Raw genomic sequence first — 22,909 nt, forward strand, 5'->3', positions numbered from 1 at the left:
ACTTAATCATGACACAAAAATTCAATAATTTCAAGCCCTGCAATCCTCACGAGATAAAGGTTCCCAGCAACTTAAGTGCTGATGAGTCTGAGGTACAAAAAGTTATATCCAGTTTTCACGCTGATGGTACAATTCCCGACATTATCATCAATGAAGATGGAGAATTGACTGAGGGAATCAATGCGCTCATTGCTGCTATTCGGCTGGGACAGAATATAATTCCGACAATAGTAGAAGTACAACCAAAACTAGAGTTATCAGTACCATTACTAATAAATACTGAGCTGCTTTATATCCATCCCCTCAACAGCACAATTTATGGCGAGAATGAGGACTTGAGCGGACTTGAAGCCGCAATACGAGAAACAGGCTGGATCAAAACCCTAGTTGCTACTCCAGATGGAAATGGAAGAAATAGGATAGTGAGCGGCAACAGCTCGCTTCAAAGTTGGCTGCAAGCTGGGCAGAAAAAGAGTTCTCTGTTGAACTAAAAATTTTCAACACCCCACAAGATGAACTCAGAGCGTTGCTTGCAGGCAATGTTGGGCGGGAAAAGACAATAGAGCAGAAAGCAAGAGAAGGGCTACTCTGGGAGGAGATTGAGCGCGAGGAAGCTAAATCTCGGCAGGGGAGAGCCGGACTTGGTGAGGGAACGGTTCGCGATCGCATTGCTACAAAAGTAGGGTTGGGCAGTGGGGTCAATTACGAACACGCGGCGGCAGCTGTAAAAGCCCTGGATGAAACTGCCGATGCACCCATTGGCAGCGTGCGACATCAGCAGCATCAGCAACTTAAACAGATACTCTCGCGCCCCAGAGGTGTAGATGCGGCTTACAAGCTGATTAAGCCAGCAGTACCCTCAACCAATCAAGCACAGCAGCGCTGGACACCCAAAGAATTTGAGCGAGTGAAAATCATCGGTGGCCCGCACAAAGGTGCGATCGCAGTTGTGCGAACAATAACGGGCCCATTTTCTGCGGTCTGCTATCTGGAAGGCGATCCAGAAGATAAGCGGCATCAAATAGCCTTCAATCAAATGGAAGCCTTGCCGGTGACAAAACCGCCGACATCGGTGACGGCTGAATTGGAGCAAAAGCAGGAAGAATTGGGCTTTGGAAAAGGAAAGCGATCGCAATTACTCCCGGATTTGACTCGCAATGAGGGCCCACCAATAGAGCAACAATCTGCAACAATCACTAACCTCAACGCCACTGGTGATGTGCTGGTGACTGAGGTGGCGATCGCGCTTTCTCGCCTGACTCCAGAGCAGCTAAATCAGGCGATAAGCAAAGCCTCCCAAACCTGGAGTAAAGCTCAGATAGAAGCTGCATACCAAGCCCTACACGAACACACCAGAGCAGTAGCATGATGACGATGAAAAATACCGCTCCCACTATTGAATTGTCGCCAGATGCTTACATAAAAATCATTGCAGGCAAGCCAATCGAAGCTCCCGCAACCAGCTTAATGCTGGGTAAGCAATACAAGCTAGTAAACGCGGCCACAAAAACTCACATGTTTCGCTGCTTGGATTTAGTCCTTGGAGATTTGAGCTACTGGAAATAATGCAACAACTAACTTTATTTGATGTCCCCAGCACGTTGCCAGTTGAGCATTATCCCGGCTTTCTGCATCACAGTGAAGCTGATGCTCTAATGGTTCACTGTAAAGCTTTGCAGTGGCAGCAAAACGAGATACGAATGCTAGGAAAACCACTTCAAGTCCCAAGGCTTGAGTGTATGTATGGCAAGGATGGGGCGAGTTACCTTTACTCTGGCAGTGTCAACCTTAATGCTCACCTTTGGACACCAGAATTGCTATCTTTACGCGATCGCATCACCGCTTTCTGCGGTCATGAATTCGATATCGTCATTGGCAATCGTTACCGCACAGGTCTTGATTCTATCGGTTGGCACAGTGACGATGAGCCATCAATGGGGTATCGGCTCGCGATCGCCTCTATATCTCTTGGAGCTTGTCGCAAATTTTCCATCAAGTCCAAAGTCAAAGGCAGCAAAGCCACTCATTTTGGCTTGAACATGGCTCATTGCTATTGATGTTACCTGGTTGTCAAGAGGGGTATGTTCATCAATTGCCCAAAGATAACAACTGTTTTTTAGAGCGAATTAACCTAACCTTCCGACCTTACGGAAGGCTGAAGTGAAGTGACGGACATTATTTTTAAATGAGCAGCAGACCTGATTCACCCTGGCACTATGCCCAAACTTTTTACGCATTGGTGAAAGCTCAGACGAAGCTGCACGCACTGATTCGATTTGTTGGGAGAACTGAATCTTATAGCAAATCTGATTCTGATAATGAAGTGATTAATAGCCAGCTTGACGAAATTGAGCAGCACCTAACTTCTGCACGCCAAAAAATTTTGGTAATTAAAATTATGGATTCAAATTTAACCCAAAAAATTGAAGCTGAATTAGCTAAAAAAGATTGCAATGCTGGGGAAATAAAAGATGCTACTGGTGCTAGTTATCCTGAGATTTTTACAAGCCTCAAGCAGCTTTCAGATACAGGGAAGGCAGAATACTACTTCATTTACACCATGCCTTTACCCGTGCTGACATATCAATTGAAAAAGCCTTTTTGGAAAATTTAATACTGAGCGTAGTCGAAGTGTAAATGGTCATCTTCCCAAAAAAGATGGCTTCCTCGCAGATAGCGCACTCTTGCATCGGAAACCAATCAAAGCAATATGATTATATCAATTCCCAAGCCCCAACGTGACGAAAAGGGCAAAATTCGAGGTGAATTTTACCCTTTGCAACGTGCAGAGTTGCTAGCACTAAGAGATTCAGAATTAGCCAGAGCCCTTTTATGTTCACCTGTGCCTAAGATTTGAAAATCCCTGGTGCGATCTCCATTCTCAGTTTCAGTTGTGCAATTTTGCAAAAGATGGCATATTCCCGAAAGCAATTTTTATCGGGCGGTCGGTAAACTCCAAGAGATGGAAATTTTAGATTGGGAGCCAAGAGAAATATTTTTTACTGGAAAAGTCCCACTAGTGAGAGTCAATTCCCAGTAGTGGGGGATAGTCCCAGTAGTGAGAGTCAATTCCCAGTAGTGGGGGATAGTCCCAGTAGTGGGAGTGAAATTCCCACTAGTGAGAGTAACAGTCCCAGTAGTGGGAGTGAAATTCCCACTAGTGAGAGTAACAGTCCCAGTAGTGGGAATTTACAAAGCTCAAAACCCTTGCTGGACAAGACTTCTGGCGATGGGTATCAACAGACTATTCAGACTTATTCAGATTTAGAAAAGACTCTCTCAGACCGGGGGGAGTGTGAAAAACTTTTGGATCAAGAAGAAGATATCAAAACTGAACATTTAACTTCGTTGTTCTCCAAAACGAAAAATAACGCACAACCGACAAACCCTCATCTAGATAATTGTTCCGCCGCCGCGACGAGCAAAATTTCTCCAGCAATCAAATATGATGCTGCTTTGGGTATTAAACCACCTAGCCAGTCAGATGCCCATTGGACACTGATTTACGATGGTGGTAACACGCCTTGGCTTGAAGCTCCCAAAGGAAGACAACTTTGCTGGAATCAGGCTTTCTTGAGATGGCAGGGAGAACGCTGGATGCAGAAGTATTCCAAGGCTGATATTTATGAAGCGATCGCTGATTTTCGCGCCAGCCTGCTCAACAATCCAGAGCGAATCGTCAATCGCTGGCAAGAGTATCAAGACCACATGACCCATCATGCTGTGGTTGCTCAAGTTCGGGTTGAGAACGGAATTGAATTAACGCAGACAGAAACGAAAAAGCTGCAAACCCATCATCGGGCCATAGAGATGGGATTTAGTACTCATGCAAGGGATAGCTTGCCCCAAGTCAAAACGATTAATGTCTCTGCACTTCCATCTGTTGATATCCCTATGGATGGCAAGGAATTGGCGGAAAATCCGCAGGCTTATGCACCAGTTGCGATCGCCCCAGAGCTTTCGAGCTTCTGGAAGTCTCTGGTATCAGATCAAAAACCAGATATTCAAGCCAACCCTGAAGATATTCCGATCCCTACATCAGACGAAATGACTGCAAAAATTCAGAGTCTGTCCCAAAAAATGACTATTGGTAAAAGTAAAAAGCAGGTTGAGATACCTGCTGATGAGCCATTTGAAAGTACTTTTGCCAGAATGCAAGAACTGGTTAAAAAAGGTAATCCTTGGCATCGTAAGCAAGCCTTAGACTGGGCTTTTGATAACTGCAAACAAGTTCGGACTATTTACGATGAGAAATTTAAACTTGCCGTGGATATTGAGTTGATAGAGGTTGATTTTTAATGAAAGCCATCACAGTTAAGTGCCCAATCGCCTGGGCAATATTCAATGCCAACTACACCACCCTTCTTCGTTACGAGCCTGTTGTTGATTGTCCCGCCAAACTAGCAATTCACGTCGGAAAGTCAACATCTAGCTTAGATGTTGAAAGATTTTTCAAGAACACAGGAATTGTTACACCTCCTGCTAGTCGGCTGTTTCTGGGTCAGGTTGTCGGAGTCGTGACAGTTGAGGCATCTACTGATTGCTTCTCCCATTGGGGTTGGGAAATCAGCAACGCCACCCCCCCATCAAGCAGTTTGACTACAAAGGGCAACCTGGAATATACGAAATTCCAGATGACCAAATTGATTACGATTGCTCCAAAAACCCCATCATTGAGGAGTCTGGCTATAAATCAAAGGGCAATCCCAGAGGTCAATGGCGAGTCAATGTGTGGCCGCATCCCCATGTTGAAAATCATTATTCTTATGCGGTGGCGATCGCTGGCGGTGTAATGGGCGGTGGCATACCTGGGCATACACTTTTGCATGGATGCTATGCAGATCCTGAAGTTGCACTCCAGGCTGGAATAGAGGAGCTTTATTCATGAAGGCTATCCAAATAATTGAATTTGAGATTGCTGCTGATGTTCGGCGGGCTGGAGGGTGCATAGGCAAGGGCGATGCAAAATTGGTGGCTGATACCATCAATCAATGGAAATGCGGTGCGATGGCGATCGTTTATTACTCCTCTTTTGGGATGTCTAGGGACGTAGAAAAATTTCGTTCTTCTGTGAAACCAGTGGTAGAAGCGGGCGTTCACGATGCTTTAATAACTGGCCGCCAAGTATTTTTATTGAATATGCTGGGGAATTGCTAGCTTACCCTGAACTTGAAGAGCCAAAAGAACCTGAAGGATATTGGTGGATGAGTATTTTGTACGAGCGCTCGACCTTGCAAGTTTCTATTCTCACGCCTGCTTATCGGGCATACAGAAATCAAGATTTTTGGAGTATTAATAATGCCAATTGAGTCCTACCAAAATAGGGAAATTGAGACAAGTTGGGAGCCGGGAAAGGGATGGTATTACAGGCTTGATTCTGGTAAGTGGTGGGGCGCGTTTGATAGTGAAGAAGAAGCGATCGCAGAAGCAGAACACAGGATTGACTCGGAGGATTATCAGGAATGACTAAATCCTGCCTCAATTGCCTCATGGGAGAATTTCACCCAATCATTGATAGCGGTTTGTATTCCTACTCTGGTGAATGCTGTCATTTTGAAACTGGCATCCGTGAGCAAGTTTTACCAATTATCGAAATTGAGAGCGAATATTTGGTGGAGGTTGAGCAGATGTTTGAGCGGGTGGGACAGCAATGCCCAATGTGGGAGCCGCAGCCATGACTACAGACTGCGCTGCCTCATTAAAACAAGTCTCTCTATTTGCTGTGAAGTGGCAACCCAAGAAAGATCAGCCATTACCTTGGGAGATTAGGCGGAAGCTTTGCAAACCCAAAGGAGGACGGAACAAGAAAGGCGATAATGATAATTTTCATAACCGTGACTATGACTTTGTTTCTCCGTCTGGTGAAATTTTCACGGGTAAAGGAGTTCGTCAATTTGCACTATTGCACGGTCTGAATGAAGTTTGCTTGTATGCTGTTCTGAATGGCAGGCTACATAGTCATAAAGGATGGACAAAAGTTGTTGGCGGCAGGAAATTACCTGTACCACCTACCTACCACTTTCTCTCACCATCTGGAGAAATTCACACCACAACAAATTTAAGTGAGTTTGCCCGTCAGCACAGCCTAGACCCGATCGCATTATCCCGAATTTCCAGATGCCTCAGAGCGATACACAGAGGATGGCGACACTGCACACCAGACGGACAGCCAATTGTGCCACCGGATATCAAGCACAGAAAATTTACACTACTTTCACCCACTGGTGAAATCATTGAAGGCAGTAATCTAAAAGCATTTGCCGAACAAAACGGACTATCCCGCACTTGTTTGATGAATGTTTTGGATGGCAGAAGTAAAGAGCATAAAGGATGGAAACTTGCTGCAACTAGCACCATGACCACTACAGCCGCAACCTTGAAAAATTTTCCAACTATGACTGCAATTGCACCGAACCTCGGCAAATTATTCACCGGCTGCACCAAACGCCCAGCCACATCAGAAGATATCGCCCTACTCGCTCCTGGCGACTGGATTAGCGAAAGGGAGTGCCCTTGGTCTTGGCAGTTCAAGAACTCTTGTCAGGATATGGCGGTGGGAGTGTGGGAGGGTAAAGAGTTTTTTGTACCACATCACTTATTGATGGTATGCGAGATCGTTGAGGGTCGGGTTGTTGAAAAATTTTTCAAGAAGTCTGAAGTTCAGGATTTCAAGGCAGATCATGCTGACTTGAAAGTAGGCGATGGTCTACGACCGACCGTAGGCGATCGCATTCGCATCACCAGAACCAGAACTCAAAACCTCAGCCAATGGATAGGTAAAACTGCCATCATTACAGCTATCAACGGCGAAACTATTAGCGTAGCGGCGGGTGAGGGTAAAGAGAAAAAGCATCTTACTCTCAAAAAAGGGTGGTATGAAGTTGCACCTTGGGAATTAGCCAAAAGCGAGTGTACACAGCAATCGCAGGTAACTAAAACTATTTCAGAAAAATATCACAAAGGCTATCAAATAGAGTTTTTTGTTTTAGAAGACGGGGAGACAATTAAGTTCAAAATCTTCAATGACCAGTGGCAGATTTATGATTATTGGCACGAATACGAGTCTCTGGATGCGGCAGAATTGGGAGCTATCGAGTGGCTTGATAAGGAATATCCAGGAGAAAGGATTTCACCACTTAGTAAAGATGCGCTTGAGCGAATGGGTCGGGCTGTCGGACTACCAAGCAATGCTTACACACGGCAATTCAAGGTAGGCGATCGCATTATCTCCAAGCACCCCCTAAGTTTGGGGCAAATCTTTGTGATAGAGGAATATCCGTCTGTGTTTGCCGATTCATCGGTCAGTTACGAATGGCTTGTAACTAATACGAATTTGGTGCTTCGCATCGATCAAGTAAGTCCAATTGAAGAAGCTGAAAAATTTTTCAACAATCAAGAATTATGCTTACAACCGGACATATCTATTGTGGAGGTGGCGGCGATACAGAAGGAGCGATCGCCGCAGGATACAGACCTATCTGGGCAGTTGACAACGACTCAAGTGCAGCAAGTGTTTACAGGAAGCGATTCCCAGGAGTCTTGCTCATTGAGCAAGATATCCGATCCATTGCAGATGAGTTTATTGCCGGACTCCCAATACCAGATATCTGTTTACTCACAACACCTTGTCCAGATTTTTCCTTGGCTGGTAAGCGAACTGGGCTTACTGGAGTTCGCGGACAACTGTTTTTTGAAGGACTCAGATTTATTCGACTCCAACGCCCAAGTGCATTTGTGTTTGAAAACGTTGACGGACTCCTTAGCGCAGACAAAGCAACTGCCTTCCCGCAAGTCATTGAAGCGTTTACAGGTCTGGGGTATCGCTGCACCTGGCAACTTAGGAATGGTAACAGGCACGTCCCCCCAAAACCGAGAACGGGTTTTCATCGTGGGCTATCACGGCAGATGTGAGAGCGACGCAGCCCAAGCAACAGAAGAAATCTTTAGCTGAGATTATTGGGGAAGGTAACGCTATTGTTTATCGCGCTGCTGGGGGCGATCGCATCTACACAGAAGAATCGCCTACATTGCGAAGCCTCTCAAATACTGGCAATCATCAAGCAGGTAGTGGAGCCTACAAAATCCGCGAATACCAAGGCGAAAACTACATTGAGCGCCCCATTAATGCGACCGAAGCAGAGCAATTAATGGGGTGGGAGGTTGGTTCGACTGCGATCGGTATTAATAAAGAAGGAGATGAGATTGCTATTAGCCAAACTCAGCGAATTAAGATGCTGGGGAATGGTATAATCCCTGGCGAAATAACCGATATTTTAACCGCAATTAAACCGATGCTGGAGCGTAAATTAGAGAATGAAGTGAGCGCAAATATGCGGTTTGCTTATCGGCAATTGCGGCAAAAAGGAATGTCTCATCAAGAGACATTACAATTAATTAGTAAACAGTAAAAGGGGATTGACGTTTTTTTTCTAAGTGCTAACTTTGATTGATTTATTATTAGCAGATAATCATGACAGCACTTACAGACGCTTTAGAAGCTGCGATCGCAGCACGCCAAACTTTGATCGATGCTCAAGCTACTTTTGATGCAGCCGCAGAAACGCTGGCTACTGCAAATACTGATTCCGAAAATGCTAGGTATGCAGTATTGGCATTACTGCCACCAGACTTAATTACTTATGAATATACAGATTCATCTAGTATTCAATGGGGAGTTTCACGAGACAATAATCCCAGTATCACTCTTCGTCCGTTAAACGCACTTCCTTAAGCTGTTTTCTCGGACAATGCAGTAATCCGTATATCGGTTACTGCTCCACTCAAAGTCGCAGTCCAGGCGTTATTTGCGGTGGACTGCTTAAGAATCCCTGCAAAACTAAATGGAATTGTACTAGCAGGTGGAATCCAGGCAGAAAAGCGAGTGGTTCCCCCTGTTGAATCTTTAATATCAACCCTTGTGCCTGTCATTACGGCAGTATTACTAATTATTAAATCAGTGATATCGTTGAAAACACCTGCACCACCAGCCGCGATTAAAGTTGTTTCTGTAGTTGTGGAAAGTGTTAAAGTATCGTTTTGCTGAAGCTCTCGAAGTTGTCCATTCTTAATAATTGTTCTTCCTATTTTATCCGTAATAGGGCGGGATACAGTTGCATCAGTTTGAGAACTTCTTTGAGTAGTTCTTGCTTCCCAGCTAACAGCGATGGGGGGGGCAGAACCGATTGCTCCTCCAGGTACTGTACTTCCAGAAACTTGGGCTTGTAAATTGCCCGGACTTGATTGGGAGACGTTAACAGCCATGCTGCTATTAGATGACTGTGTGACAATCGAACTTCCTATATAAGGAGAAGTTCTAAATACTGCACTAACAGATACAGTGCCAGATCCAAAAACACTAACTCTGGCACGAAAAAATTTTCCGTAGCATGGGAAAATACGAAATGTTGCTGTTGTTGTTGTTGCAGTTGGAGAGTACGATGAACCAGTTGATAATTGATATCCTATGACAGGATCATAAGTTGTTCCATCCACGCTTGTTTCATAAGTAATTGTGCAAGCAGTTCCGGCGTTAGTCACTTGCACAAATACCGATTGATACCCTGTAGTGTCTTGAGTAAAAATAGCCCCAACACCACTAAGGCTTCCCGATACCACCAATCCATCTTGAACAGTAACAGGTACGGCACTTTGATTGGATGCAATCACGACAGGCAAAGAACTTGCCATTACTGCTTGTCCTTTAGCCAAAGTCACGCTAAGAAATCTCTTGAATAAAGCAATTAAAGAAAAAGTTCCGGTATCAGTGGTGGCTGTCACATCACTATTAATTCCGACACTATTTGTTATGTCTGCTTGAGAAGCTGCGTTTGTCGGTAAAGGTAAACTAGATGCAGAAATCGGTTGAGTGACTGCGCTGTTGTCAACCTTCAATGCATTTCCTACTAAAGTTAGGGTAACTAACCTATCACTAATTAATTTCCAAATCGCCGATAACCAACCAAACAACCCAATGCCGCCTGTTGGCATCGTTGCGCCCGTAATCGGTGTATCTCCGACACGATCGCGCACTTGGGCTAAAGTAACTTCGCTTGCCACGCCATTAGGCAAGCGATCGCGTATATCGGTAAGCCGAGAAATCTCAGTACCTTGATTGACGGCGGAGGCATCACCGCCTCCGTCTCCGCCGCCAATAGATATGATGTTTCCATCAGCATCAACAGGGATGAATTTTTGATACGCCGTTTCTTGATACGTCATTTACTTGCTGCGCTTGCTGGCTTGGGCTTCCTCTAAGACTGGTTCTTCCAGCTCTGGTGTAGGAGTTGGTACAGGGGTTGGTATTACTGGAAGAATTACGGGTGGCTCTCTCAGCCACCCCGCTTGAATCCAACCTGGCGCGTCAATCGCTGCAATCTCACGAGTGCGCTTTCCATCTGGGCTATAAAGAGTGATTGAGGCGCTCATGCTGTCAAGAAAGCTCCATAATTCAAGTTGCCAGGGCTGCCAGTTTTTGCGGCTTTGGCGCGAACGTAAATAATGTTTGGATAAGAGGCACTAGGAAGATTCTTTTCTACCCATTCGCCACTAAGGGGAATTTGGAAGCGATTGGCGACACCAGTGGGGATAACAGTACCCACGGGGACAAAAGTAGAGTTATCGGCGGAAGCTTCAATGGTGATTGTCCATTGTGCCGAACCTGCGACATATCCAGTGTGAGCCGCGACATCCACAACTGCTTTGTAGTAGCAAAGTTCAGCAACATTCGTATTGCTGATTGCTGTCTCAGCAGTCGTGGCGCTAATGGCGGTTGCGGTTGTGAAATCCCGCAAAATCAAGCTTGCATCAAGTAAAATTGCACGGCGGTTAGCAATGGTCGAACGAGCCATATTTTTAATCCTGAAAAATTTTTCAACAATGATTTAGCTAATTGGCGGAGCGTTGGTAATGCCATAAAGCCTTGCAGCTGCACGACCGTGGTAGCAGGCGATCGCTGTGTACCAGTCAACCCGTGTTCTGAATACCGGCTTGGTTTCGAGTTCCCCTAAGTCGCGGGTGGAGACACCATACACGCCGTCAACCGCACCTTGAATGCCATTGAGCATCATTTCCTTAAAGCAAACACAATAAATGCTTTGGCATTGGGTGCTAGAAGTGCCATCGGGACTTGTTTCTGTAAAGTCCATGATGATATTGCCGTTGTTGTCGTAATCGGCGATCAGGATTGGTAAACCGTTGTAGCTCATCACGCGGTTGCCAAATTCATCTTGACTAAAATCAACGTCACCGCTTACAGTGCGGTTTCTAATTGCTTGGTTAAGTTTACGTCGTGCAGACTTGCCCATAATTAGGTGTGTGGGCGTATCTACTTGGTCTATCAGTTGGTCAAGTTTTTCTAGAGAAAGCGGCCCGCCAGCATCGTTATTGGAGATTAATTGGGTTCCAGTTAATCGCACTTGCAACCCGTCAAAACCACGCGGGTCAATATTAGAGTCACCCTTGATGAAGTTGTAAGTCCACGACAATGCTAGGGCTTTTACCTTCATCATTTCATGCACAGAGCGAACCTGCTCCCCTTGCATATCAATGATGGCGCGGTCTACATCTAGATCGCCGCCGAAAATTTTGAGTGCTTCGGACTGAGGGTTAACTACACCAACTGATTCTTTGTAGGCTTCATTGATGCCTCGAAAACCTACGCCAGGGAGTTTGTCTTCGCGGTTGTAGTGTTTGCCAGTCCCTGCTACATCTTCAAAAGGAATGGCGCGGAGGATATCGCTAGAGGCCGCGTATTCTTCAATAATTGTTGCAGTTTGAACGGAGGAAGCAATCTTTGCTGCTTCCAAAAGAGTCATTACCATAGGTGTGATGCTTTTAAATTAGATTGTCAGTACGCCTTGGCATCACGCCTACGGCAGACAAACTGATTCACTCAGTTTGAATAATTAGTTTTCTAACTACTTAATTCCCAGTTGCCTTGCTTTTGATATGCGCTCACTGCGAGGTAATGCCATAATTTGCTCTCGTACCATTGCGGTATTTTGTGTCCCATGCTGACTTCGCGTCATTCCACTTCCTGCGCCATTGCTGATTGGTTCAAATAGTGAAGCTGTAGGGCCAGCCGATCGCAACTTCAACATCAAATCATCAACCGTGAAATTTGCGCCCTTAGTGTCCTTAAGCGGCGTTTTGTCTCTGGGGTCGATGATGGTGATTTTGCCTTGATCATCAAGGACGATATAATTGGCAGCGCGATCGCGTATCAAGTCAAAATACGTGTAGCCATCTTCATCCTTACCAGACTTGCCTCCGGTGGCATAGAAGGATTTTTCTAGGGCGTTAATAATCTGGTTTTGCTTGAGGTTCTCTTGTAGTTGTTGAACTTGAGCAAGCAAAGTTGTTTCCTTGACAGTCCAACGCTCCTTAAGTTCAGAAAAATTGCGCTGTTCTTCCAGTTTGCGTTCTTCGTAAGTCTGGGCTAATTTTTCTAATTCTTGATATTTATTGGGGTCAATGCCTTTGATTTTTTCTAAGTTGCCCGAAAGTTCATTAACTTTGATTTCTAATTCTTTAGCCCTTTTAGCTGCCTCGTCTCGTTCTTTGCGGGTAGCTTGGGCTGTGGCGAGGATTCTGCTAATTTCGTCGTCAGAATATTGCTTGGTTTCGGGAGATGGAGTCGAATCTAATTCAGTAACCATAGTCAAGTCAAGCATCACGCTTTACGTCGCCAACAGAATTCCCAAGAGCGAATTTCACGGCATCAACTGGAATACAAAGCAATGCTAAATATTTTCGGATATGCCAAATAAGCAATAAATTCGACGAGCGTTTGACCCCAGTAATCATCCACAAAGAGGCGTGAAGATTGATGGTGTGAGTTAGTTCATCTTCAATAATCGGTGCTAATTTTTCTTGTACTTCTGGCGGTACAAACCTCAAAAGCTCTTTATAAAAGCAATGCTGAAAATCTTCTAAAACGCACATAAAGGCTACGCGATCGCACCAATCGTAAGAATTAGCAGTGCGAAAGCCAAAAAGATTTTGGCTGATAAATAGCGAGTACTCATCCCATCAACTTGATAGGATTCTAGTGATGAATCCCAATTGACACAGCCCCAATTAAACGCTTGTTTTTCCTCACGGTTCATCAGCCCCGCGCCAGACATATTTAATTTAGAGCCAGTGAGTTGGCAGAATACTTGGGCGTGACTGTACTCAGAAAGCGCTTGCTCTTTTAGGTTCTCATCAAGTCTCCCATAGTAACCTGGAAGGTTTTTGGCTTCAAGATAACAGCGCCAGCAGAAGAAAAATACACCAATTTCTAACTTTTTTAGTAAGGATAAATAATTAGGAAATAAAGTGATTATTCTTGCCAAAATTAGAGCAATTAAATTATCTATCATCATCTGCAACGCATGGCTGATTATTTTTGGCAAGAGGTGCGAATATTAGATGTAGTGGAACAATTATGATGAAGACTGCGATGCCTACGGCGAGCTTCGCTAACGCACACAGGCACGAAATTACTATTTCTGAAATTTTATTAATCATTACGAATACCCCAATAGAGTAATCACATTGCCATTTACCGCAAAGCAAACCCCATCTAAATAATTGCTATTAGCTGGATTTTTGGCAAAAACCGAAATCCATTTATAAGTGGAATCAATTGTGAGATTAAATTTGCCCCCAGCGCTGGGTAATTGAATTATGGGGCTGCTTTCTCTGCCAGTCATTCCAGTGTTAGGAGTCGCAGACCATCTGTAGATGGCGATCGCATTACTACCCGACTGAATGCTGATGCCAAAACTAGGCTGAATTATTAAACCTAGATTGGTTTGGGGTGCATAAAACTGAAACGCTTTCCCGCTTCCTCCTGCCGCAGTAGTGCAGCCAGAAGTACAAATGATTTGCCCTCCAAAACTTGCACCGCCGCCAGCGCCCCCACTTTTAAGCCATCGTCCAGTACTAGGGCTGTCATTGGGTAGCAACACTAAATCATCGTCGGCCGTTGCGGTGCTGGCACTAATGAAGGTATACCAAGCGGGTAATCCTGTAGCATCAGCTTTTGCCTGACGTGAGTAACCATCAGTTCGCTGGCTGGAAGTAAGGGCTTTTATGGCAGATATATCGGCGATCGCATATCCAGTTTGAATAGTCACTTTTATCTCGGCATAGCATCAATGATTGGTATTCCTCCCACTGGTGCTACTAGGCTTACTTGGTCGCCAATTGCGAACACCCCATTAGAAATCGCCCTGGCTGAAAATATTTGCCCTGCGGTATTTTTTACGTTGTAGTTGCCTAAGTTTGAGTCGTAATTGAGGATTTTTACACTGTTTTCGAGGATGCGATCGCTTTTATGTCGAGCTTGCACTTGACGCGATTGATAACCAGCACGATTAATCAGACTTAAATTAATCAACATTGTGATTTCAGACATAAATAGCAACTCCAGCGATATCGCAGTACTTGGCTATAGTCGCCACAGCAGGCTTGATTTTCGTAGAAATAGTTTTTGATTGATAAATAGGAGAGCAGGAGTTTTGACTTGGGCTAAACCTCCCTCGATTGAAAGGAATTAATTTACTTGCTGTTAAAATATTTGATCCCCCAGTAGATATAAATCGATTTTTTAAATCTATATGGGCAAATTTGTTTGCCCTAAAGCTATTGACACAAGCAATTTCATCATCTGGAGGGTTAACTAGAAATGAGTGCGTTAGTGATTTTCGCCAGTCTTTGTTATCAGGCAAATCAATAGTTGCTTCTCCCGTATATTCAAAAACTCCCATGCTAATAATATTTAATTTTTTATCAGCAGTAATAATGATAATTTTGGTGCAATAAAAGTCAGACTCGCTCCCAGAGTCTTCTTTGAAAGTTAAGTATATATTTTCTTTGGTATATGACAAAACTGAAAAATAATTAGTCGCAAGCGCTATTTGATTGTTAACTTGGTAAGGCAATTTAATAATTTTATTACCATTGCTCAGGTAATAAAATATTTGATAGACAACGAGAAAGTCTATATCTTTCGATGCTGGTGAGCTACATTCAATATATCCATCTGTTTCTGGCGTTGGAGTATAAGTGAAATTTTCATTAAAAATAATTCCTGAAGTTATTACTTCTGTGGTAAATTCTCCGCCTGGATAAGTAATGTGGATGTAGCCCCCATTTAGTCCATAAAAAGCAATAGAAATTGTTTGAGTTTCAAAGCCGACAAAAAGCCTTACCGTAAAGTTGTTTGAAGCCCGCAAGAATGAGTTACTGCCATTCATAGCTTTTGTTCCAGCAAGGGCAACAAAGCTGTATTTTTCTGCTGATTTTTTAGGAACTATTGCATCAGTTGTCCGGCGTGGCATCTCGTCATATTTGGCAAGCACCCCACCTCGTCGTAACCTAATATTTTTACCCTTACCTACTGCCCCATTGGTTTGGGCAGTGCCATAAGAAATATTTCCACCGCTATCTTGCAGCCTCCCCAAGCCCAATTCAGCATCAAAGCGACTGTAGATAGTGGGTAAAGATTGTTCGGATTGTGCCTCGGCTACATCGGTAATTTTTTGCTGATATAAATTACGGTTTAATTGCGATCGCCCCCTCAATATCTCATTAGCTTCCTGTGACATAGCCCGAATTCAGCACTACAAGAGGAATTTGATAGCTATAGCCCTGCCCATCTGCAACTGTAATTGGTGAAGTTTCCACCGCGTAGGCAACAATAATGCCGTTGGCGCTCCTGGCGCGGAATGTCCCTGAACCTGTATCTGTAATATCCACGCCTGTTAGCTGAAAATCATTGGTGGTGACACTAGAGACTGTATAGACAGTGCCAGCAGTAATGCCGCCGGGTAGGAATGCTAACGAGTCAGCAGTGAAAACTAACTTATCGCCATTGACAAAACTGTGAGCAGAGATTGTAATGCGATCGCTTGTCGGGTTAACATCGCTGCTGGTGAAAGATTTTGATGAAGCTGCTGATGAGTCAGCAATCAAAAACGCAGTTTGGAACTGGAGAGAACCGCCTGAAGCGCTAAAGCTAGCGCTGATTGTCGGCAGTTCGTGGCGCTGATCTGTGGTGTCGTAACTTCCATCACTTGAGAAATTAGCTACTGCTCTGGCATAATTGTTATTTGGCAAGAGTTCGTTAGAGATGAAATCAGCCAGCGAACTTGTCCGCCCCAATGATGCAGTGTTGGCCAGCGCCAATCGAAACTTTGAGGCATCTGGGGGAGTAGCACCCCGGAATAAAATTCTGGCTGATTGTGTTATCCAACTGTTGCTAAAAATTCCGGTTGGCATAGGGGAATGGGGAATGGGGAATGGGGAATGGGGAATGGGGAATTGGACAGTCCGAGAATAGCTAATGACCAATAACCAATAACCAATAACCAATGACCAATGACCAATGACAAATGACCAATGACAAATGACCAATGACAAATGACCAAACGCTACAAAAGTCTGTTCCAATCCGCCTCATCCCAAATTCCTGATTCCCAAGTGGGTGATGGTTGCAGAGAATTCCAGGCGCTTTCATCCACCCCATCCCAGCTAAAATCTTCCCAGTAGAGCGATGAAATAGAGCCTCCGATAAAGTTAGCGCCAAGCCCTATACCCGCAGACAGTACAAACCCACTACTCCATTCCCCACTTTCACCTAAACCCAACTGAATTTCTGATGTAGTGGTAGTTAACAGATAGGAATATGATTTAAATTCAATCCCTAACGCCATGCCTAAGGGTAAATCTTCAATCTCGGTGTATGGCAACGTAACAATGCCAGGAATCACCACACTGCCGTCGGCGGGTAGAGTTACACCGTTGATTATGGTGTTGCCGTCGGGTGTAATGGTCACGTTACCTACTACGGCGTTACCTTCTGGCGTAATCACTGCACCACTGACGATCGCACCATTGATAGAAAGTGTGGTTTCGGTAATTACAATATCGCCTGTAACTGGAATTGCCGATTGAGATTCCCCAACCCAGATGCCATCACAACTCCACAGCGCCTTCTGTGCTGTGACTACCCAACTGCACCCATCGGCTAAATAATTCTGGGCTGTACCATCAAACTCAAGCACATTTACCCCAAATAAGGGCTGGTAGGCATTGAGCAAGCTATTGGGAATTGCCCCCGCCATTTCTTGCCCCTGCCATCTGCCTCTGAGTAATTCGCCTTCACGTTTGGCGATCGCTTTCAATTGCTTGTTCGCGCTACTATCACTGCTTATGAAAAATTTTTCATAAGGGACTGTAATCCCTGCCAAAAATTCCACATTATAAGTGCGCTCCCGTTGCTTGAAGTTGCCGCTACATGGGTCTTGAAATAATGCGGTGTAAGTAACAGGGTTTTCCTCAATGCGCTTTGTGGTTGGGCGGCGCTCGGCGGCGGGTGGCGTTTCTTGTCCTGAATTGGAGCGACGTTTCTCACTTGAATCCCAAGTTAAGCCCAATTTTTGCTTTGCTCTTTGATTCACATCATCAGGATATTCAATCGCAGTACCTCCCTCAGCTTTTACGGTGGGCTTGAGAGTGTAGGTTTCGTACTGCCAGGTGTATTTATCAATTTCCTTCCATTCTTCTGATTTGTATTCCGAAGTGACAAAGTACTCTGGGATGGTTTGCCAGTCGTCCCAATTCTCGCTGCTGCCATTCAACACAATCACAGCAAGTTCTTGAGTCTCGGTGATTTTTTTAATAAGTACTTCTTTGGGGCTGTAGGTATAGGTTTCGGTAATATTTTTGGTGTTTGTTAAACCAACGTAATTACCTACAATAAAATCGGGTCTGGCTTCTTGGATTTCTGCTAAGTATTGGGATTTATCTGTATTAAAAATAGTGGTTTTCTGAATCAGCTTCCCGCCTGAATCGGCATTTTCAAAATTGGATTCTTCGATTCGATTTTCACCCAAAAATAATCTAAATAATTCTGGGGGCAAGTTTGGTGGAGTTGCAAATTTATCCCAAAAGCCCTTGCTACGATTAACCCCCCAAGGTTTCTCTGTCACAGAAATAATTGTAAAAATCCCTTGATCTTCATCCCATTTCTGAGTTTCTGTAACCCTGTTGATTACTATCAGCCCGGTGTAAGTAGGGTCAAGAATCGCAGGTGAGCCGTATTGCTCGGTGACGACAACACTTGCAAGCTCAATCTCCCGCATTACCATCTGCGTGCCGACTACCTTCACCTTCTCGCAAGGTGATTCCGCTCCCCCTAGTCGGCGATACCAAAGCTCGTTTTGACCAGCTATGAGAGAAACCAATGATTGAGTCGATTCGACATTAACAGTAGAAATTCTAAATCGCTCTTGGTTGTCAATCCACCCTACTTGATTATTTGCATAGAGTAATTTACCAACAGATTGTAGATAAGAACCTGAAAGATTTAAAGGGTAGTTGTAGAGGGTGTCTGGCAGAATTCCGGTGAAGTTATTGATTCCTGCCTCATGCAGTAGTTTGGTGATTACAGAATCTGCACTTTGAGAATCTGTGTTTTTATTGTCCGCCTTGTCAGGGTCTGTGGGTTCTTTGAAGTTGAGAAGTGTAATTAAATCAGCCACCTCAAGGGTTAGCTGCTGCTTCTCTGTGTCATATTTTGGGGTAAGAATTCGTAGTGTCCCCCGTGGGTGGCGTGTCAGACTTCCATTGGTATCGGCTATGTCCAGAGTTACCGACTTTCCCCTACAGAAGGCGCTGGGACTTTTGCGATCATCAAGGGATTGAGTAAAACCCAGTGCTTTGCCCAGCAAGATTTGCCCAGTGAAAGTAATCAAGCCAGATTGGTCAAGGTGGCTATCACTGCCTTGAAAGGAGATGAGGCAGGGTGTGAAGTCCGTGCCTCCAATTAGTAGACGGACATTTCTGGCTGATTGGTTGACGGACATGAGTGATGATGCGATCGCTACAATAATGCATAATTCCTGACATTGCTGCTACGAGGAGAGCCAAAGTTTAGCCTCTGCAATCCGCCGCCGACGTAAACCCGCTTCTACTGAAGATCCTGGATTGCAGTACAAGCTAAAAACTCGTGTCACTTCCTTTGTGTCGCTCCAAAGATCAGAATTTTTCAGCAATCTGCTGATACTGCTAAATCCTGAACTATTGTAAAAATTGCTACCCAAGTTGTAACCAAAACTCAAGATTGCCCCTCTCTGGTTTGTCGTCAGGTCATTCCAGGAAGGGATTTTTTGTAGGGAAGGTAGGTAGTCTTTCTCTAGTTGGATGATTAGCATCTCGTCAGCTTGGGCTTGAGTGATGGTTTCCCCCAAGTGCCAATTACTACCATCTAGTTTTTTGGTAGTACCCCAGCCGATGGTTATGGGTTTGGCTCCGGTGAGTGGATCGGGGTAGGCTTTGAGGAAACAGCCCTCAAATTCTTTGATTAGTTCTATTCCTGATGCTGGCAAGTTTGTCATGAATTGCGATCGCGCTTAATATCACGCTCATAATTCCTCCCAAACTTACCGCCCTCAAGCCGGGAAGTGAAACCAATAGTTGACCAATATATACTGGTAAACTGAAATAGCTTTTTTGGTAGCTTTAGTCAACTAATGCTCAGTAAACAGTAATGCGACTTTTAGTTCAACCAAAAGTAGAGCAACGATTTTGGGACAAGGTTGACAAACTTGAGTCTGGGTGCTGGCAATGGAAAGGTGCTAAAACAAAGTATGGGATCGGGCGATTCAAATACAGAGGTAAACTCAGGTCAGCCCACAGATTTGCTTATGAAATTTTTGTGGAACATATTTCTGATGATGTTTGGATAATCAGAAAGTCATTCTGTCCAACACCTGGGTGCTGTAATCCCGATCATCTAATGATGGGCGATCGCACAAAAGCCAGTAGCAATGGCTATCAACGTGGTACTGTCAATCCCCCAGACAATACTTTAGTTATTAATAGTCAAGGAAGTAAATCTCAACGGATATTTACTCCTGAGCGGATAAATGAAATTAGGCTGCTTTTGGGTGAAGGTGTCAGGGTTGCAGTGTTGAGTCAAAAATATCAAGTGGATCGCAAGACTATTTACTCAATAAAAAATAACAAAAACTATAAGGACGTGTAACGGCTTGTAAAGCAAAACCGCAAATTGGCGGTTCCACTTTATTTGTGAGACGGGCATGATGCCCGTCCCAAGCATAATTGCCAGACGGACTCCTAACCTCCCTATTATGTCGCCTTGTCCAACTCCCTTAATACAAAACTCGCTACATAGGGATATAACTGATTCTTCTGCCACTGTGACTTCGGCTCAAACATTCGCGCATGAAACCGCGCTGGGTAAGAAACGCCACCAGTAAAGTACTTTTGTTCTCCCCCTGGCACTAAAGCTCTTGAGCGATACTGCTGCTCAATAAAATCTTGAATACTATCATCTACCGTGATGCGGTAATTGCCTTGAGTCCGGCGCAGGCGATCGCATTCCCCAAATATCGCCCCCAACGCCCTCCATTGCTCGATTGTCACCATTGCCGAGATTGTCCAAATATGCTTTGGCTCATACACTGGGCCAGAATCCAAGGGTGTGCCGACGATGCTGTATTCTGTTTGCCCTGTGTCGGCTGGGATGCGATCATAAGATACGAATCGCTTGAGGGTGACAGAGATGCTGCTGATTGAGAGGGTTAGTTGGCGCATGGAAAATTTTTCAGGTATCGGCTTCAAGCTAGATTTCCTGAATCGGGCGCGATCACTATGCAGCTCTGCCTGGTCTATTGGATACTTAAGTGTCCAAGCGCATAGGTATGCTCTTGAAGCGATCGCTTTCGCTAGCTGAAAAATTTTTCATAACCGAGGGCGATCACTAATGTTGCTCAGGATGAAATCACAGCTATGACAAGCCAAGCAAATCCACAGTTTACAAACAGTGGTCGCTTTTATCCTCTTCAGAGGCAACTTTTTTATAAATATTTTTTGTTATCTTTACCAAGCTTTAGAAACTCCAACCGGAAGCCCGACACGCATAAAGAAGCGAGCAAAAGCTTGTGACAAATGCTCCCGATACGGAGGTAGCAAGCGTAATCTTGGATGTAATCTTTGCTCAAGAACAGACTCAAGGAAATCGCGTGGGATTGTATAAACATCGTGAAAATCAACAATTCGATGTTCTGTGACTATCTCTCCAATAGCTTCATTTTTAATAACACCACTGTTTAACATGGCTAAGTTCCACATATATCCATCACGGATATCATCACAAACCCTTTTCCATCCTTTTTCTGTAGGATTTTGCCCACTTGCCCTCATTGCCTCTTCCCAATCTTTTCGGTAGGCGGAAAGAGAAAGGTGAGGACATAAAATAACGTTGCTAACTTTTCCATTTTCTAAGTCGCAAGCTTGAGACATGACCACAACATCAGCCTGGATAGCATCAACAGCCCCTTTTAGGACTTCGGCTTCTGTCTCTGTCGCTTGCAACTGTGGCATCTCTGGTTTCCAGGTGAGTATCGGGCAGTTAAAAATTATATCTCCCTGCGTTAACTTGGCATTTGCTTTTACGAGTTCGTACCAAGCTTCAGTCATCTTCAGCCTCAATCATGCGACGATCAATTGTTATATGGGGCTTCCAACGTGGTAAATCCGAAGTCCGAAGCTCAACTTGTTTTGAAAATAAAACTTCTGGCTTGTGAGCAACCGAAAATGAATCATCGCGATGCAATCTAAGCTCATCTTCTAAATCTTCATCATTGTCTAAAGATGTAATTGCAATCGAGCTTGTTGTTACTCCAGTGTCATTTTGTCTAAACTGCTCCTCCGAAGCTGCAAATCTTAATACATAGTTATTTGCTTGCTTTGATGCTAGTCCAGGCTGTTCCAATACTCGCCAATAGCGTTTAGTCGGTCTGGACGGCAAAACATGCTGAAGAATAATCCCTCTAGGTGATTCTTCAGTAACAATTAAATCTGCTGTATTTGAGTGTCTAGCCTGGTTTATCTGTCTGGGCTTTTGTGAATTAATAGCAGAGCGCCTGTAACTTTGTGTGGTTGTAGTAGCTCCATTTTCTTCAAGTAACCCAGTATCCGCGTATAAAATACTGCTCATTTTTTGTGCCTCCATGCATTTTCCTGCACTTCCTTGTCCGTCAATTCAGCAAAACTCTGAACAAGAAATTTGTGAGCAAGATCGAACCATTCCCACATTGCATCGCGTGAATTATAGTGACCAATGCCACGAGCAGTTAACTCAAAAAGAAAAACGGGTTGATTATCCTGTTGGCGTATTCCATTGCGAATTGATGCATACAATCGACCAGATTTAGCAGGCAAAGTAAGTGTGGTTCTCCAGTTAATTCCTTCAAGCTCTAGAAGTTGATTTGAGTTAAAGTGCCAAGAAAAATTAGGGAAAATTTTTCCTACATCTTCAACGCTCCTCCATCCATCTCCTTGAGGAATATGATTAACGTAAGTTAGCTCATACTGTAGAGGCAAAATAGGTTCTAGGTCTATTTCTTTTAAAAACAACTCAAAGTCAAATATGTGTTGTTTAAATTTTTTTATAACCGTACTGTATTTTGGATATATATCTTGCGAACTTACTTTTTTCCAGTTATGAAGAAACCGATCGCGTTGAATCTGAATAATCTCGCTACCATTTTCATTTAAGAACCAGACTCTGGGCAAGGGAGGTATATCAATCAGGTCAAACTCTACATCAAGTGATTCACCAAACTGTTCTATTGCTGGTGCTAATGGCGCGACTTCTTGACAATACGGGTAATCAAGTTTAAATTTTTCCCACAATAAACCGACGTGAGGTGTCAAAAATGATTCCAAATTTTGGAAGAGTATTCCACAAACCACCTCTGTAAGGGGTGGGTTGTCATAGTCTGGAAAAGATTCTGTACCTGCTATTGCCACATTATTTACCCCGGATTTTGATCACTCTTTTAGTTTTATCGCCAAGTAAAACGCAAATCCATCTATATCTAGAGGATCTTTG

30 protein-coding genes and 1 pseudogene are annotated in these 22,909 nt (G+C 44.1%); 14 read left to right on the plus strand and 17 right to left on the minus strand.

Annotated elements, in window-relative coordinates; all coding sequences use genetic code 11:
- The first annotated feature begins 8 nt into the window (after positions 1 to 8).
- The 13 genes and pseudogenes from FD724_RS07125 to FD724_RS07190 all read left to right on the plus strand — a co-directional run bounded on the left by FD724_RS07125 (position 9) and on the right by FD724_RS07190 (position 8,731).
- Positions 9 to 491 carry a ParB/Srx family N-terminal domain-containing protein gene (locus FD724_RS07125; RefSeq protein WP_179072109.1) on the plus strand — a complete coding sequence of 161 codons (483 nt, stop codon included), beginning with the start codon at positions 9 to 11 and terminating at the stop codon, positions 489 to 491.
- A complete protein-coding gene (locus FD724_RS07130) occupies positions 449 to 1,369 on the plus strand; it encodes a hypothetical protein (protein ID WP_179072110.1) in 921 nt (306 codons plus the stop codon). The genes FD724_RS07125 and FD724_RS07130 overlap by 43 nt, the downstream gene beginning before the upstream one ends.
- Positions 1,366 to 1,566, plus strand: a complete 201-nt coding sequence (locus FD724_RS07135) for a hypothetical protein (RefSeq protein ID WP_179071994.1) — start codon at positions 1,366 to 1,368, stop codon at positions 1,564 to 1,566. Before FD724_RS07130 ends, FD724_RS07135 begins: the two co-directional genes overlap by 4 nt.
- An 89-nt stretch (positions 1,567 to 1,655) precedes the next feature.
- Positions 1,656 to 2,164 (plus strand): annotated as a pseudogene (locus FD724_RS07140) (alpha-ketoglutarate-dependent dioxygenase AlkB).
- A 21-nt stretch (positions 2,165 to 2,185) separates the two neighbouring features.
- Positions 2,186 to 2,614, plus strand: a complete 429-nt coding sequence (locus FD724_RS07145; RefSeq protein WP_179071996.1) for a hypothetical protein — start codon at positions 2,186 to 2,188, stop codon at positions 2,612 to 2,614.
- 425 nt (positions 2,615 to 3,039) lie between these two features.
- Positions 3,040 to 4,299: a hypothetical protein gene (locus tag FD724_RS07150; RefSeq protein ID WP_218651505.1), complete on the plus strand. Its 1,260-nt coding sequence runs from the start codon at positions 3,040 to 3,042 to the stop codon at positions 4,297 to 4,299.
- A 241-nt stretch (positions 4,300 to 4,540) separates the two neighbouring features.
- A complete protein-coding gene (locus tag FD724_RS07155; RefSeq protein WP_179072112.1) occupies positions 4,541 to 4,888 on the plus strand; it encodes a hypothetical protein in 348 nt (115 codons plus the stop codon).
- A complete protein-coding gene (locus FD724_RS07160; protein WP_179072113.1) occupies positions 4,885 to 5,157 on the plus strand; it encodes a hypothetical protein in 273 nt (90 codons plus the stop codon). The genes FD724_RS07155 and FD724_RS07160 overlap by 4 nt, the downstream gene beginning before the upstream one ends.
- A 141-nt stretch (positions 5,158 to 5,298) precedes the next feature.
- Complete coding sequence (locus FD724_RS07170) at positions 5,299 to 5,466, plus strand: hypothetical protein (protein WP_179072001.1); 168 nt, start codon at positions 5,299 to 5,301, stop codon at positions 5,464 to 5,466.
- The gene (locus FD724_RS07175; protein WP_179072002.1) at positions 5,463 to 5,678 is read left to right on the plus strand and encodes a hypothetical protein; all 216 of its coding nucleotides are present in this window, start codon (positions 5,463 to 5,465) and stop codon (positions 5,676 to 5,678) included. The genes FD724_RS07170 and FD724_RS07175 overlap by 4 nt, the downstream gene beginning before the upstream one ends.
- 1,723 nt (positions 5,679 to 7,401) lie before the next feature.
- Positions 7,402 to 7,911, plus strand: a complete 510-nt coding sequence (locus FD724_RS41990; protein ID WP_179075433.1) for a DNA cytosine methyltransferase — start codon at positions 7,402 to 7,404, stop codon at positions 7,909 to 7,911.
- On the plus strand, positions 7,908 to 8,408 hold the full coding sequence (locus tag FD724_RS07185) for a hypothetical protein (RefSeq protein ID WP_179072115.1): 501 nt from the start codon (positions 7,908 to 7,910) through the stop codon (positions 8,406 to 8,408). Before FD724_RS41990 ends, FD724_RS07185 begins: the two co-directional genes overlap by 4 nt.
- Before the next feature lie 62 nt (positions 8,409 to 8,470).
- Positions 8,471 to 8,731: a hypothetical protein gene (locus FD724_RS07190; RefSeq protein ID WP_179072007.1), complete on the plus strand. Its 261-nt coding sequence runs from the start codon at positions 8,471 to 8,473 to the stop codon at positions 8,729 to 8,731.
- On the opposite strand, the gene FD724_RS07195 is transcribed toward FD724_RS07190, so the two are convergent.
- From FD724_RS07195 to FD724_RS07255, 13 genes are all read right to left on the minus strand, one after another.
- Positions 8,728 to 10,218, minus strand: a complete 1,491-nt coding sequence (locus FD724_RS07195; RefSeq protein WP_179072116.1) for a hypothetical protein — start codon at positions 10,216 to 10,218, stop codon at positions 8,728 to 8,730. The genes FD724_RS07190 and FD724_RS07195 overlap by 4 nt on opposite strands.
- A complete protein-coding gene (locus FD724_RS07200) occupies positions 10,219 to 10,425 on the minus strand; it encodes a hypothetical protein (RefSeq protein WP_179072010.1) in 207 nt (68 codons plus the stop codon). It abuts the gene before it with no gap.
- Positions 10,422 to 10,847 (minus strand): hypothetical protein, encoded by a 426-nt coding sequence (locus tag FD724_RS07205; protein ID WP_179072117.1) that lies wholly within the window; start codon positions 10,845 to 10,847, stop codon positions 10,422 to 10,424. The genes FD724_RS07200 and FD724_RS07205 overlap by 4 nt, the downstream gene beginning before the upstream one ends.
- A gap of 33 nt (positions 10,848 to 10,880) precedes the next feature.
- Positions 10,881 to 11,819, minus strand: coding sequence for a major capsid protein (locus tag FD724_RS07210; RefSeq protein ID WP_179072118.1), 939 nt, complete (start codon positions 11,817 to 11,819; stop codon positions 10,881 to 10,883).
- Between the two features lie 96 nt (positions 11,820 to 11,915).
- Positions 11,916 to 12,656: a hypothetical protein gene (locus FD724_RS07215; RefSeq protein WP_179072119.1), complete on the minus strand. Its 741-nt coding sequence runs from the start codon at positions 12,654 to 12,656 to the stop codon at positions 11,916 to 11,918.
- A gap of 7 nt (positions 12,657 to 12,663) precedes the next feature.
- On the minus strand, positions 12,664 to 12,942 hold the full coding sequence (locus FD724_RS07220) for a hypothetical protein (protein ID WP_179072120.1): 279 nt from the start codon (positions 12,940 to 12,942) through the stop codon (positions 12,664 to 12,666).
- Between the two features lie 5 nt (positions 12,943 to 12,947).
- Positions 12,948 to 13,364 carry a hypothetical protein gene (locus FD724_RS07225; protein ID WP_179072121.1) on the minus strand — a complete coding sequence of 139 codons (417 nt, stop codon included), beginning with the start codon at positions 13,362 to 13,364 and terminating at the stop codon, positions 12,948 to 12,950.
- 144 nt (positions 13,365 to 13,508) lie between these two features.
- The gene (locus FD724_RS07230) at positions 13,509 to 14,120 is read right to left on the minus strand and encodes a hypothetical protein (protein ID WP_179072122.1); all 612 of its coding nucleotides are present in this window, start codon (positions 14,118 to 14,120) and stop codon (positions 13,509 to 13,511) included.
- A gap of 2 nt (positions 14,121 to 14,122) precedes the next feature.
- On the minus strand, positions 14,123 to 14,401 hold the full coding sequence (locus FD724_RS07235) for a hypothetical protein (RefSeq protein WP_179072018.1): 279 nt from the start codon (positions 14,399 to 14,401) through the stop codon (positions 14,123 to 14,125).
- Complete coding sequence (locus tag FD724_RS07240; RefSeq protein WP_179072123.1) at positions 14,394 to 15,593, minus strand: hypothetical protein; 1,200 nt, start codon at positions 15,591 to 15,593, stop codon at positions 14,394 to 14,396. The genes FD724_RS07235 and FD724_RS07240 overlap by 8 nt, the downstream gene beginning before the upstream one ends.
- Positions 15,577 to 16,437 carry a hypothetical protein gene (locus FD724_RS07245; protein WP_179072124.1) on the minus strand — a complete coding sequence of 287 codons (861 nt, stop codon included), beginning with the start codon at positions 16,435 to 16,437 and terminating at the stop codon, positions 15,577 to 15,579. The genes FD724_RS07240 and FD724_RS07245 overlap by 17 nt, the downstream gene beginning before the upstream one ends.
- The gene (locus FD724_RS07250; protein WP_179072125.1) at positions 16,419 to 18,854 is read right to left on the minus strand and encodes a hypothetical protein; all 2,436 of its coding nucleotides are present in this window, start codon (positions 18,852 to 18,854) and stop codon (positions 16,419 to 16,421) included. The genes FD724_RS07245 and FD724_RS07250 overlap by 19 nt, the downstream gene beginning before the upstream one ends.
- A 48-nt stretch (positions 18,855 to 18,902) precedes the next feature.
- Positions 18,903 to 19,385: a lysozyme gene (locus tag FD724_RS07255; RefSeq protein ID WP_179072126.1), complete on the minus strand. Its 483-nt coding sequence runs from the start codon at positions 19,383 to 19,385 to the stop codon at positions 18,903 to 18,905.
- 152 nt (positions 19,386 to 19,537) lie between these two features.
- Between FD724_RS07255 and FD724_RS07260 the strand changes: the two genes are divergently transcribed.
- Positions 19,538 to 20,035, plus strand: coding sequence for a hypothetical protein (locus FD724_RS07260; protein ID WP_179072127.1), 498 nt, complete (start codon positions 19,538 to 19,540; stop codon positions 20,033 to 20,035).
- Positions 20,036 to 20,139: 104 nt separating this feature from the next.
- Here FD724_RS07260 and FD724_RS07265 read toward each other — a convergent pair whose 3' ends face one another.
- The 4 genes from FD724_RS07265 to FD724_RS07280 form a co-directional block, all read right to left on the minus strand.
- Positions 20,140 to 20,634 carry a hypothetical protein gene (locus FD724_RS07265; RefSeq protein ID WP_179072128.1) on the minus strand — a complete coding sequence of 165 codons (495 nt, stop codon included), beginning with the start codon at positions 20,632 to 20,634 and terminating at the stop codon, positions 20,140 to 20,142.
- Positions 20,635 to 20,892: 258 nt separating this feature from the next.
- Positions 20,893 to 21,492: a hypothetical protein gene (locus tag FD724_RS07270; protein ID WP_218651506.1), complete on the minus strand. Its 600-nt coding sequence runs from the start codon at positions 21,490 to 21,492 to the stop codon at positions 20,893 to 20,895.
- Positions 21,485 to 22,012 carry a hypothetical protein gene (locus tag FD724_RS07275; protein ID WP_179072129.1) on the minus strand — a complete coding sequence of 176 codons (528 nt, stop codon included), beginning with the start codon at positions 22,010 to 22,012 and terminating at the stop codon, positions 21,485 to 21,487. Before FD724_RS07275 ends, FD724_RS07270 begins: the two co-directional genes overlap by 8 nt.
- The gene (locus FD724_RS07280) at positions 22,009 to 22,827 is read right to left on the minus strand and encodes a TIGR04255 family protein (protein WP_179072130.1); all 819 of its coding nucleotides are present in this window, start codon (positions 22,825 to 22,827) and stop codon (positions 22,009 to 22,011) included. Before FD724_RS07280 ends, FD724_RS07275 begins: the two co-directional genes overlap by 4 nt.
- Positions 22,828 to 22,909 lie beyond the last annotated feature (82 nt).

This window comes from Nostoc sp. C057 (genome assembly GCF_013393925.1).
Lineage (GTDB): Bacteria > Cyanobacteriota > Cyanobacteriia > Cyanobacteriales > Nostocaceae > Nostoc > Nostoc muscorum_A.

What these genes read in the sequence shown, in the direction of transcription:
- FD724_RS07220 (WP_179072120.1), bottom strand. Translation starts at nt 12,942, where the DNA reads ATGTGCGTTTTAGAAGATTTTCAGCATTGCTTTTATAAAGAGCTTTTG.
- FD724_RS07210 (WP_179072118.1), bottom strand. Translation starts at nt 11,819, where the DNA reads ATGGTAATGACTCTTTTGGAAGCAGCAAAGATTGCTTCCTCCGTTCAA.
- FD724_RS07175 (WP_179072002.1), top strand. Translation starts at nt 5,463, where the DNA reads ATGACTAAATCCTGCCTCAATTGCCTCATGGGAGAATTTCACCCAATC.
- FD724_RS07205 (WP_179072117.1), bottom strand. Translation starts at nt 10,847, where the DNA reads ATGGCTCGTTCGACCATTGCTAACCGCCGTGCAATTTTACTTGATGCA.
- FD724_RS07200 (WP_179072010.1), bottom strand. Translation starts at nt 10,425, where the DNA reads ATGAGCGCCTCAATCACTCTTTATAGCCCAGATGGAAAGCGCACTCGT.
- FD724_RS07190 (WP_179072007.1), top strand. Translation starts at nt 8,471, where the DNA reads ATGACAGCACTTACAGACGCTTTAGAAGCTGCGATCGCAGCACGCCAA.
- FD724_RS07215 (WP_179072119.1), bottom strand. Translation starts at nt 12,656, where the DNA reads ATGGTTACTGAATTAGATTCGACTCCATCTCCCGAAACCAAGCAATAT.
- FD724_RS07160 (WP_179072113.1), top strand. Translation starts at nt 4,885, where the DNA reads ATGAAGGCTATCCAAATAATTGAATTTGAGATTGCTGCTGATGTTCGG.
- FD724_RS41990 (WP_179075433.1), top strand. Translation starts at nt 7,402, where the DNA reads ATGCTTACAACCGGACATATCTATTGTGGAGGTGGCGGCGATACAGAA.
- FD724_RS07225 (WP_179072121.1), bottom strand. Translation starts at nt 13,364, where the DNA reads ATGATGATAGATAATTTAATTGCTCTAATTTTGGCAAGAATAATCACT.
- FD724_RS07270 (WP_218651506.1), bottom strand. Translation starts at nt 21,492, where the DNA reads ATGACTGAAGCTTGGTACGAACTCGTAAAAGCAAATGCCAAGTTAACG.
- FD724_RS07260 (WP_179072127.1), top strand. Translation starts at nt 19,538, where the DNA reads ATGCGACTTTTAGTTCAACCAAAAGTAGAGCAACGATTTTGGGACAAG.
- FD724_RS07170 (WP_179072001.1), top strand. Translation starts at nt 5,299, where the DNA reads ATGCCAATTGAGTCCTACCAAAATAGGGAAATTGAGACAAGTTGGGAG.
- FD724_RS07195 (WP_179072116.1), bottom strand. Translation starts at nt 10,218, where the DNA reads ATGACGTATCAAGAAACGGCGTATCAAAAATTCATCCCTGTTGATGCT.
- FD724_RS07255 (WP_179072126.1), bottom strand. Translation starts at nt 19,385, where the DNA reads ATGACAAACTTGCCAGCATCAGGAATAGAACTAATCAAAGAATTTGAG.
- FD724_RS07125 (WP_179072109.1), top strand. Translation starts at nt 9, where the DNA reads ATGACACAAAAATTCAATAATTTCAAGCCCTGCAATCCTCACGAGATA.
- FD724_RS07145 (WP_179071996.1), top strand. Translation starts at nt 2,186, where the DNA reads ATGAGCAGCAGACCTGATTCACCCTGGCACTATGCCCAAACTTTTTAC.
- FD724_RS07275 (WP_179072129.1), bottom strand. Translation starts at nt 22,012, where the DNA reads ATGAGCAGTATTTTATACGCGGATACTGGGTTACTTGAAGAAAATGGA.
- FD724_RS07240 (WP_179072123.1), bottom strand. Translation starts at nt 15,593, where the DNA reads ATGTCACAGGAAGCTAATGAGATATTGAGGGGGCGATCGCAATTAAAC.
- FD724_RS07235 (WP_179072018.1), bottom strand. Translation starts at nt 14,401, where the DNA reads ATGTCTGAAATCACAATGTTGATTAATTTAAGTCTGATTAATCGTGCT.
- FD724_RS07250 (WP_179072125.1), bottom strand. Translation starts at nt 18,854, where the DNA reads ATGTCCGTCAACCAATCAGCCAGAAATGTCCGTCTACTAATTGGAGGC.
- FD724_RS07135 (WP_179071994.1), top strand. Translation starts at nt 1,366, where the DNA reads ATGATGACGATGAAAAATACCGCTCCCACTATTGAATTGTCGCCAGAT.